The 10531-nt window shown below is 53.2% G+C and carries 8 protein-coding genes; 4 read left to right on the top strand and 4 right to left on the bottom strand.

Annotated features, from left to right (window positions below; all coding sequences use genetic code 11):
• Both QZP87_RS14645 and QZP87_RS14640 read right to left on the bottom strand, forming a co-directional pair.
• On the bottom strand, positions 1 to 391 hold a 391-nt coding region (locus QZP87_RS14645; RefSeq protein ID WP_291323667.1), incomplete at its 3' end, for a cobalt-precorrin-5B (C(1))-methyltransferase.
• 61 nt (positions 392 to 452) lie between these two features.
• Complete coding sequence (locus QZP87_RS14640) at positions 453 to 1073, bottom strand: precorrin-8X methylmutase (RefSeq protein WP_291323666.1); 621 nt, start codon at positions 1071 to 1073, stop codon at positions 453 to 455.
• Positions 1074 to 2542: 1469 nt separating this feature from the next.
• On the opposite strand from QZP87_RS14640, the gene QZP87_RS14635 reads away from it, so the two are divergent.
• The 4 genes from QZP87_RS14635 (at position 2543) to QZP87_RS14620 (ending at position 9159) form a co-directional block, all read left to right on the top strand.
• Complete coding sequence (locus QZP87_RS14635) at positions 2543 to 3253, top strand: 4'-phosphopantetheinyl transferase superfamily protein (protein WP_291323665.1); 711 nt, start codon at positions 2543 to 2545, stop codon at positions 3251 to 3253.
• 288 nt (positions 3254 to 3541) lie between these two features.
• On the top strand, positions 3542 to 4099 hold the full coding sequence (locus tag QZP87_RS14630; RefSeq protein ID WP_291323664.1) for a chemotaxis protein CheD: 558 nt from the start codon (positions 3542 to 3544) through the stop codon (positions 4097 to 4099).
• 271 nt (positions 4100 to 4370) lie between these two features.
• Positions 4371 to 5642, top strand: a complete 1272-nt coding sequence (locus QZP87_RS14625; protein WP_291323663.1) for a DNA repair exonuclease — start codon at positions 4371 to 4373, stop codon at positions 5640 to 5642.
• Positions 5643 to 5655: 13 nt separating this feature from the next.
• Entirely contained in the window at positions 5656 to 9159 is a 3504-nt protein-coding gene (locus tag QZP87_RS14620; protein WP_291323662.1) for a YhaN family protein, read from the top strand.
• Positions 9160 to 9339: 180 nt separating this feature from the next.
• On the opposite strand, the gene QZP87_RS15655 is transcribed toward QZP87_RS14620, so the two are convergent.
• Positions 9340 to 9612, bottom strand: a complete 273-nt coding sequence (locus QZP87_RS15655; RefSeq protein WP_363331029.1) for a 2'-deoxycytidine 5'-triphosphate deaminase — start codon at positions 9610 to 9612, stop codon at positions 9340 to 9342.
• A 266-nt stretch (positions 9613 to 9878) separates the two neighbouring features.
• Positions 9879 to 10304 (bottom strand): ASCH domain-containing protein, encoded by a 426-nt coding sequence (locus QZP87_RS14615; RefSeq protein ID WP_291323661.1) that lies wholly within the window; start codon positions 10302 to 10304, stop codon positions 9879 to 9881.
• Positions 10305 to 10531: the final 227 nt, after the last annotated feature.

Here is a 10531-nt window from a genome sequence, read left to right as displayed (position 1 = left end):
GGATCATGTGCCTGGGGCCAGGATTGATGGCCGGCTCCCCCGGCGCAAGCTCCAGGCCGGGCTTGGTGATGTGCCCGACTCCCTCACCGGCGCAGATGGATATTTCATCGGTGTTTTCCAGTCTGCTTACCCTGGCCCCGATCTCGGCTTTGTTGGTCACATCCGGGTCATCTCCTGCATCCTTGATCACCGAGCACCAGGCAAAGTCTTTGCAATCTATCCCGCAGGCATGCACCGGGATTTCCAGATCATCCCCGGTAAGCAGCTGCACCCGGACCTGCCCGGGGCATGTCCCCTGCAGCAGCAGACCGGTCGCAGCCAGAGCAGCGGCCGCAGCAGCTGTGCCCGTGGTGAATCCGCTGCGCAGGCGGCGTTTTTTCATTTTAACCATGATTGGTCATCCGGCAGCAACGCTTGGCTATTTCGAAGGGGTAACACCCTGGCAGGCAATCTCAAGTCTCATTTGACGCGGCCATGATGACCAGGCTGTTGACCACGGCTGCAGCCACGTTGGAGCCTCCCTTTCGGCCATGGTTGGTGATATGCGGGACTTTCATCCCTGCCAGTTCGGCCTTGGACTCGGCCGCGTTGACAAAGCCGACCGGCAATCCCACCACCAAAGCCGGGGAGGCCCGCCCCTCCTGTATAAGGCTTATCAGGCGCATCAAAGCAGTTGGGGCATTGCCCACCACGTAAATACTTCCCTGCATATGATCCAGAGCCAGGTCCACGGCAGCTTCAGCCCTGGTGGTCTCATGTTCCCTGGCCATGCGGGCCGCCCTGGGGTCCTGGATAAAGCAAAGCGTATGGCAACCAAACCCGGCCAGGTCATTTTTGCGAAGACCGGCCAGGGCCATGTTGGTGTCCGTGATAACGCTTCTGCCCTGTTTAATTGCTTTTATACCTGACTCAATGGCCAGGGAATGGATGCGGATACTCTTCAGGTAATCAAAGTCCGCACTGGTATGAATCATTCTGGAAACCACCGCCCACTCCTGGGGATTAAAACCGTGCCCCAAAGCCTCCCTGGCAATGATCTGCATGCTTTTTTGTTCTATTTCCTGTGGTAGCATATGCTCGATATTCCTTTGCAGTTGTCGTGACTGTATATGTTCGGCGCTTGTCCCAAAAAAAGAGGCGTTTTGAGCAAAATACTGCTCCAGTGTATCCCGCGGAGTGCCTGTCCCCTGCTTTCCTTAAAAGTGCTAAACAGATACCCTGCTAAAGTAAGTGCCAGACAGACCCTTATATTCATTGACTCGTTCCGAGAAAGATTTACGAAAAAAACAGGCCCGGGGAAACCAGTCCCCGGAGGTAATAAATAATTTTCGCTGTAGTGTTAAACTTATGCCAGGTCCCCATCGAAATCAAGAACAATTTAAGCGGGCTTTGTCACCTCAGCTGAACATTAACTCTAACGCGGGCTAAGCCCGCAACCCAAAAACATATTCTCACGCAAAGGCGCCCCAGTTAAATGGCTCCGCCTTCACTTCGTGAATTTTACAGGGCTGGCAAAGGTCGCCAAGGAAGACAGGATAATTTTATAAATTTGTCACTCGTTTCGCGTGACAAATGAAAAGGCAACCATGTCCAAAACCGTGTCCCGGTTTTGGACAATACCTCTGCTTCGGATCTGTCACGATATAAGTGTTATATTTGTCTTATTGTTCCCACGCTCTGCGTGGGAACATTCCCTGGACGCTCAGCGTCCACAATGACCGCAGAGCGTGGGAGCGATAAACCCCCAGATTATGCAGGCATAATGTAACACTTATTTTATGACAAACCCTTCGCTTCATAAACTTTGCATACTTTGCCTGCCCAGTTGAATTGCTCGAAGAGCAAGCCCGATGGGCAAACAACCGGGGCGGCTTTGCGGTTTAAAATTTTGTATCTGTTTAGCGCTTTGCATGTGGCACGGGGACTGGCTCTTTTGCCGCAGTTTGCCGCCGGGATTTTTGAGCAGTTGATAAATAGCACTACAGCGAAACTTATAAAACATTTCAACCTGTCGAAATTGGGGACAGGCACCCCCAAACCTTTTTCTGAAGGATGATTGACAGGTTTTATAAATAAGTGCGGGGAGAGCCAGTCCCCGGAGGTCAATCATAAGTTTCGCTGTAGTGTTAATGCCCTGTGCGTAGTTTTTGTACTTGCCAGAAAAGCCTTACAAGGGTACAATCAGATCGAAATAGTAACTCTTTACCTGCAGAAGGCCGAACCTTCAGGCATTTTTTAGCTCCGATTAACACTACAGCGAAACATATTGATTTTCCTCCGGGGACCGGCTCTTCCGGGACCCGCTTGTCCCAAAAAATGAGTCTTTTTTTAGCACAAAATGATGCTCAAGTGGTCCCAAAGTACCTGTCCCCTGCTTTTCCCCTACGAGTTTAATTAAAGTGTCGCTGTAGTGCTATCAAACCAGAGTATTGTTTGAGAACTTTTGACTGTCCAGCTCCATAAAATTGTTCAACATTTTAAAGTCATAACTACCTGAATTTATTGTTCATGTCGTTCGAGTTACTTGCAAGCCCATATCAAAATGACACAAATAACAACAGTCTATGCCCTGGATATCCGGCTCATGGACCCGGATGATACAAGCTGGTATACCTTTTTGAGTTTTAAGCGTGCAGCCGCAGCTTTACGCTACCGGCAGCTCCGGGACCGCTCCAGATGCATCGGTGCCGGCCTGCTTTTGTCTTATGCTCTGAAAATTCATGCACCCAGACACCCCCTGCCCCCCCGGACTGTTCCCGGTGTCAACGGCAAGCCCTGCCTGCCGGAACTGCCGGGGTTTCATTTCAATATATCCCATTCAGGCGACTGGGTGGTCTGTGCTGTAGGGGCCAGTCCCCTGGGGGTGGACATAGAAAGAGTTCAGCGGGACATCTCTGCCGTAGCTCAAAAGTATTACTCCAGCTCCGAACTCCAGCACCTGCTGTCACTGCCTTTGGAGAGGCAGGCGGCCGGTCTGGTTGAAATATGGGTACTGAAAGAAAGCTACATGAAGGCTACGGGACTTGGCCTGCACCTGCCCCTTCACGAAATAGAGGTCCATTGGCAACCAGAAATTCATATCTATCGTGCAGGCTCACCGGTTCCCTTCGGCACCGGTCTCTGCAGTTTTAATGACCGGGATTACCGCCTGGGACTGGCTGTATACAACCAGGCTTCTCCACCTCCCTGCAGGGTGGAACCTTTAGAGCTTGAACCCATCGTGCGGTGTCTATCCCTACAACGCAACGAATAAAATATGTGGCTGGTTAAATCAGGGACGGCACTCCGGCACCCACTTGAATGTGTTTGTGTGCCTTTGGAGTCTGATTTTCAGCTTCAAGTGGGTGCCGGAAGAGCCAGTTCCCTTGAGGCACAGATAAGTTCAGTTGTAGGGCTGTAAACCCAACAGATTATCCCTACAGCGAAATATCTTCAATCCTGCTGTTTTCAGCCATCGGTTAAATGTTCCGATCATTCAGCATCCTGAAAATTGTCAGTAAACACAAGATGTTGCCAGTGAACTTTTGACCATCAAATCAACATGAGAAAAAAAGTAAACATTCATATCGGCGAATATCATGCCAGCGCGAATCCTACAATCATTCAAACCGTACTCGGGTCCTGTGTGGCGGTTTGTCTGTTTGATCCCCGCAATCTCATTGGGGGAATGAACCACATTCTCCTTCCAGGCAAAGCGGATCTAGCCAGGTTTGACGTATCCGCCCGTTACGGGGTAAATGCCATGGAACTGCTCATCAACAGGATGATGAACCTGGGGGCGGATCGAAAAAGACTGCAGGCCAAGGTTTTCGGAGGCGCACACATGCTGGCCGGAATTTCCAGAGAAAACGGGGTTGGAGACAAGATTTCCCAGTTTGTACTGGAATTTTTGGACGTGGAAAATATCAAAATAGTAAACAGCGACCTCGGGGGTACGGATTCCAGGAAGATACTACTCTACACCGATACCGGGGATGTTTTTCTGAAACGGGTCCTTTCAACCTATCAGAGCCGCATCGCAACAAAAGAAAAGCTGGCCGCCAGACTGGTCAAAGACATCGCCGAAAAGCCCGGAGAAGTCACCATTTTCCAGGAATGATTTTTATACAGTAACATGGAAATTTATACATAGGCCTGAGGGATCCAGTTTCTGCCTCCAGATATCTTGAAATTTCAAGCGCGCTCCAGTAGCCTTCCGGGCTACGTAGAATTCATGACCGGGCCTCCCCCCTGCCGAGTAAAGAGGTGTTATCATGATGCAACTGCAAAACTCTCAATGGAACTGTGTGTGGTAAACCCTGATCACTAAACTATTTGTTTTACCGACTACTGACTACCACTGACTCCTGAACCCTGCACCTGCAAAAAGTATGACCACATTCATCCATGCCGCAGACATACACCTGGACAGCCCCCTGTACGGCCTGAGCCGCTACGAGGGGGCCCCGGCCCAAGAAATCCGCCAGGCCACCCGCAAGGCCCTGGCCAATCTGGTGGACTACATTCTTGAACACCGCATCCCGCTTCTGCTCATTGCCGGCGACCTTTACGACGGAGACTGCCCTGACTTTCAGACACCCCTGCACTTCTCAGCCCAGATGAGCAGGCTTAGGGAGGTCGGGACCAGGGTGGCCTTTATCCGGGGCAACCATGACGCACAAAACAGGATGACCAGGGCCCTGCGCCTGCCGGACAACGTCTACACCTTTCCTGCAGCCAGGCCAGACACCTGGGAGCTGGAGGACCTGGGAATCGCTGTCCACGGCCAGAGCTATGACCGGGAAGCAGTGCTGGAAAACCTGGCCCTGGGTTATCCCGAGCCTGTTCCGGGCATGTTCAACATAGGCATGCTGCATACCTCCCTTTACGGTACACCGGGTAAAAGCGGCTACGCCCCTTGCGATCTGAGCCACCTCCTGGCCAAGGGCTACCATTACTGGGCCCTGGGCCACATGCACCGCCACGAAGTCATCCACCGCGACCCCCCGGTCATCTTCAGCGGCTGCATCCAGGGCCGCCATATCCGTGAACCCATGGACAATGGGTGCATGCGGGTGGACCTGGACGCCTCCGGAGAAATAAGCATCCAGAGACTGGAACTGGACGTCCTGCGCTGGCAGACCATGGAACTGGATATCTCCGGACAGCACACCCAGGGCGAGGTACTGGATCTGGTCAGCCGGGAGCTTGAAAACATTTCTACAAACCTGGACCAGGAAAGGCTCATGGCTGTGCGCATTATCTTAACCGGAGCTTCTGCAGCCTGCTCCGAAATCATGCATGACTTTCCCGGGCTGCAGGCCGAAATCCGCAACCTGGCCACAGACATTTCAGGACAGTCCATCTGGGTGGAGAAAATACTCAACCAGTGCACCCCGGCCCTGGACTGGGATGAACTCAAGTCATCCGGTACAGCCCTGGCCCATCTGGCTGGTTACATGCAGGAACTGCAACAGGACCCGGCCATGCTGAACAGCCTGGACCTGGACTTTACCGAGCTTAAGGCCAAGCTGGCTGGCACCGGCGTGGAAATGCCGGACATGAATGATCCCGGGACCAGGCAGACTTATGTATCCCGGGCCAGGGACATCATCATGACGCTGCTGGCCAGGGACATGTCCACCTCCGACAAAAACTCCTGAAAAAGGCTGCCCCATGAAAATCAGCACCTTGAATCTCAAGGCCTACGGGCATTTTTCCAACAAGGAGCTGCACCTGGACCAGGGCGGCACCCTGCACCTGATCTACGGATCCAACGAGGCCGGAAAAAGTACCGCCCTGCGTGCCCTGGCCACCCTCTTTTACGGTTTTGACCACCAGAGCGTGGACGGGTTTTTGCATCCCGGAAAAGACCTGGCCGTGGGTGCCTGCCTGGAGCTGGACAACGGGAATACCTGGGAAATCACCCGCTACAAGAAGCGCAGTAAGGACCTCATCGATGGTTCGGGCAATCCTGTTTCCAGGGAGGCCATGGCAAGGCTCATGTCCGGAATGAGCCGGGAGATGTTTTCCGGAATGTTCGGCATCAGCCACGACAATCTGCGCACCGGCGGCAAGGAAATCCTGCAGGCCGAAGGCCACCTGGGTCAGGCCCTTTTTTCCGCCGCTGCCGGCATAATGCACCTGCGCCGGGTCCAGAAAGATCTGCAGCGTCGTGCCGGCGAACTGTTCCGTCCCAGGGCCTCCTCCACCAGCATCATGAAGAAAAAGAACTCCCTGTCCCAGCTCTCCAAAGAACTGCGCCAGGCCTCCATCAAACCCGAACGCTGGCGTAACCTGCAAAACGAGTTGGACCTTAAACGCCGGCAAAAAAAACAGACAGAGCTTCGGCTAAAAGAGTTGCAGGAAACCCTGGGCTGGTACTCCAGCTGCATCAAGGCCCTGCCACGCATTGCCAGGCGCAGGGACCTGCTGTTGCAACTCTCTGAACTGGAGTCCGTTCCGCTGCTGGACCAGGAATTCAGCCGGCGCAGGGTCAAGGCCGCAAGTCACCTGGAAAACGCCCGCCTGGAGCTGGATACCTGGCAGGAGGAAATAAAGGAGCAGGACCGGGAACTTGCAGAGATGCTGGTAAATACGGACCTGCTTTCCTTTGAACCCCGTATAAAGACCCTGCTGGGCCGGGTGGCACTGGTGCAGCAGGCCTCCCAGGAACTACAGGACCTGGCGACGGAAGAAATCACCCTGGAGCAGTCCATCCGGGAAAAAAAGGCCCTGCTTGGCAACCGGCTCTCATGCAGTGATGTGGAACGTTTGGCACCAGGCCGCAAGCACCAGAACCGCATCCAGGAACTGGTGAATGAAAAAAACACCCTGCATCAAAAAAGTCTTGATGCGCGGGCAACCATGCAGGAACAGGCCCTTGTCCTGCGCCGGGCCCGCAGGGACCTCAAAAAAATCCCCCCCATCCCGGATATCCAGGACCTGGAACTGGCTTCTAGAAATTTGGCCCCGGCCCGGGACCTGCAGGAAAAAATCCGCAAGTCCAGGGAAAAGATCCAGGAGCTTCAACACCAGGTATCTTCCAGCACTGCAGCCCTGGGACTTGGACACGTCGATCCAGCTGAACTCCCCCGGTTGCCCCTGCCCCTGCCCCAGAGCCTGGAGCGGATGCAGAACCTGCTTCGAACAAAAGAGCAGGCACTGGATTCCTGCCGCAAAAAATACCAGGACCTGCAGCAATATCTCCAGGAAAAGCAGGAAGAGCTGAAAGACCTCCAAAAAGAACATTCCATGCCCCTGCCGCAGGACCTGCTGTCCCACAGGGCCTCCAGGGACCTGGGCTGGCAGCTGGTAAAAAAAATCTGGCTGCAGGGCATCCGGGACCCCCAGGAGATCCAGAACTACCTGGAAAAGTATGGTGAAAAAGATCTGGCCTCGGGCTTTGAAAAGAACATGTCTGTTCTGGATCAGACCACGGACCTGATGCTGGACCGGGCGCATCACCTGGCCAGGCTTAATGCCCTGCAAAAAGAGATCCAGGAAGTCGGCCGCAGGCTGGAACAGGCAGGCCGGGAACTGAATCTCCTCCTGGAGGAGTATGACCAGGCCGGTCTGGAATGGAAAGCACTATGGAGCGGTACCGGCATTGAGCCCCTGTCCCCCGGGGAGATGCAGGCCTGGCTTTACAAGGTACAGGAACTGATCAGACTTGTCCGGGACATGCAGGAACGTCAGAAGGAACTGGAACAGGCCGGGCGTGAATACCAGGAGCTTATTAAACAGGGCATAATGACCGTTGAAAGTGTCGGTCACCCTTCACCCCAGGGTCTGGACCCGGCAGGCCTGGGCCGGGTTCTGGACAAAATCCGCCAGCGCGCAGGGAACGATCTCTCTTCCGCAGACCTTTTAAAAAATAATATCCGTACCGCAGAAAACAACCTGCACAAGGCCTCTCAGCAGGCCGCGGACATCCGGGAAAACCTGGATCTCTGGCATGAAAAGTGGGCCAGTGTCCTGCAGCCCCTGGGGCTTGATCCCAATAGCGACCCCGGCAACGTGCAGGAGGAAATCCAGCTTCGACAGGAACTATTCACCGCCTGCAGCAGGATAGAGACCCTGCAGCAGAGAAAGTCCGGGCTGTTGCAGAAAACCGGGGACTTTAACACCGCGGTCCAGGAGCTCACCTGCAAACTGGGCCGGGACCCCGGACAGACTCCCGCTCTGGAAGTCCTTGCAGCCCTGTCCAGGGAACTGGAACAGGAACAGGCAAAGCTCTCCAGGCAGAAACACCTGCAGCAGGAACGCCGCAAGGCATCAAAAAAGGCAGGCCAGGCCCAGACAAAAATCAAGTCCCTGCAGCAGGAACTGAACCAGCTTTGCCGGGAAGCAGGGGCCTTTGCCATGGCTGAACTGCCCGGTCTCGAGGAAAAGGCCGGGATAAAGCAGGAGCTTCGCAAGGAACTAAAGCAACTGGAAGAACAGCTCCAGGAACTGGCCGGAGGCATGGACCTGGAAAAATTCATACTAGACGCCTCTGCCTGGGACACGCACAAGCTCCAGTCCCTGTCCAGGGAACTGGACCGGGAAAAAGAGCAGCTGGAACAGCAGCGCGAAGAGACTATAAGTAACCGTGCTGCCCTGGAAAAGGACCTCCAGGAGCTGGACGGCACCTCCAGGGCCGCGGATATCCGCCAGGAAATGCAGGAACAGACCTCTGAGCTGGAGCAGGAGATGCAGGAGTATATCCAGCTGCGCCTGTCCGCAGCAATCCTTGCTTCCGAGATGGAACGTTTCAGGCAGGCCAACCAGGGCCCGGTTCTGGACATGGCCGGAAATATCCTCAGAGAAATCACCCTGAACTCCCTGGACGGTATATTCGCCGACTATGACCAGCGGGGAGAGCCGGTTTTAAAGGCCCTCAGGCCGGACGGTTCCAGTCTGGGTGTGAATGAAATGAGCGACGGCACACGGGACCAGCTTTTTCTGGCCCTGCGCCTGGGGGGGATAAAGCACTACCTGCGCGAAAACCCTCCTTTTCCTTTTATTGTGGATGACATCCTGGTGCACTTTGACGATGACCGCTCAGAAAGGACCCTTCAGGAACTGGCCCTGCTGGCCTCACAGACCCAGGTCCTTTTCTTCACCCACCACCACCACCTTCTGCACATGGCCCGGAACACCCTGGATCCCGACACCCTCTGCATACATCATCTTTAACACTACAGCGACACTTTATTTGAACTCGAAGGGGACTGGCTCTTTTGCCGGGAACCCTTCCATTTTTCGGTTTGAGTTCGGCAAAAGTGCCTGTCCCCAGTGGCCCTGTTAAAAAGCGATAATATTTCAAGGCGAGCAGTGCACGCCAAGACTACTGGATTAGGCTCGCCGCTCGGGTAGTTAAAGCATGAGAAAAGCTATACAGGCCAGACGTACCGCGTATGTTGAAATCAGCCCGGTCTTTAAATGAGAGGCGATTAGAGAAAAAGTTTGCGGCAAAACAAGCAGATAAAGGGGACCTTCATAACCTGATTCAACAATATCATATTCAGTGCTTCTATCAGTAAGTAGTCGGGTGATCACATCCAACCTGCCTATACTGCTTCTGCCGGTTGCCCGCCCGTTTATATTCTCCGGCAGATAAAGCGAACAATCAAGTTCGACAAGATAAATCTCTTCCTTTTTAAAGTGAAAAAATTCTCCATCAGAATCATTTTCTGGTTTGATTTCAGTAGATCAGGCTTTTAGCTTTTCCAGTTCCCGAGTGGAGGGCCGTTGCCCTTCGGCAAGCTGCCACGCGGACCTGCCCAGTCGGAGATCAAACGCAGAGGTTCCAATATCCGGCATGTTAAAGTTTCGACAGGTTATAAATTCTTTATTAAAGAGTTGCTTAACCTGCTCTTTTATGAGAACTCCAGGGCTCATTTCAATGCGACGACTCATAGTCTCTCCTGTCCTGCATGATCCTGTATACGCATCAACCCCAGTTTCCCCTTCATAGGTTGCGGAGTTACCCTGACCGGATTTCTAAGAAGCCAGGCAAATCTTTTGTTCGTAAGAATTCCTTCATTCAGGTGTTCTGTCCGCCAATGTTCCCATGTAAGATCATTGAATTCCACACAGTCAATCAGCTCACATTTTCCCAAAATTGCACCTATGCTGATATTTTTGCCTGAAAAATTAAATCTTGCGAGGGCATTTATATCAGTTTTCTTTCCAGCATGAAGCCACAGTTCTCCACGATATTTTGTGGGCCATGACCTGACTTCTATGGTCTTGTGACCGGAAAGAATGAGTTCTGTCCATGGCTGGCGGATGCTTAAAGCGACTATCATGGAATCTGTACTGCCTTTTGCTTTTTCCAATGTAGCTGTATTTACTAAGGCGGACTTTGCCCGCAACCCAATAAAGAAAAGAGCTTTTTAGCCCACCCCAGTAAAATGGGAAGAAATTTTACGGGGCAGGCAGATCACACCCAGTGAAACCCCCTTTGGGGAGTCCCAAGGGACTGTTTCACGGGATAAACTGCGCTGAGACTTCGTCTATTTCACCGGGCAGGCAGATTGACACAGATAAAAGAGATTGAAGAAGC

The sequence above is a fragment of the Desulfonatronospira sp. genome, assembly GCA_003563255.1.
Lineage (GTDB): Bacteria > Desulfobacterota > Desulfovibrionia > Desulfovibrionales > Desulfonatronovibrionaceae > Desulfonatronospira.
This window is presented reverse-complemented; position numbering and strand designations above follow the sequence as displayed.

What these genes read in the sequence shown, in the direction of transcription:
- QZP87_RS14640 (WP_291323666.1), bottom strand. Translation starts at nt 1,073, where the DNA reads ATGCTACCACAGGAAATAGAACAAAAAAGCATGCAGATCATTGCCAGG.
- QZP87_RS14635 (WP_291323665.1), top strand. Translation starts at nt 2,543, where the DNA reads ATGACACAAATAACAACAGTCTATGCCCTGGATATCCGGCTCATGGAC.
- QZP87_RS14630 (WP_291323664.1), top strand. Translation starts at nt 3,542, where the DNA reads ATGAGAAAAAAAGTAAACATTCATATCGGCGAATATCATGCCAGCGCG.
- QZP87_RS14625 (WP_291323663.1), top strand. Translation starts at nt 4,371, where the DNA reads ATGACCACATTCATCCATGCCGCAGACATACACCTGGACAGCCCCCTG.
- QZP87_RS14620 (WP_291323662.1), top strand. Translation starts at nt 5,656, where the DNA reads ATGAAAATCAGCACCTTGAATCTCAAGGCCTACGGGCATTTTTCCAAC.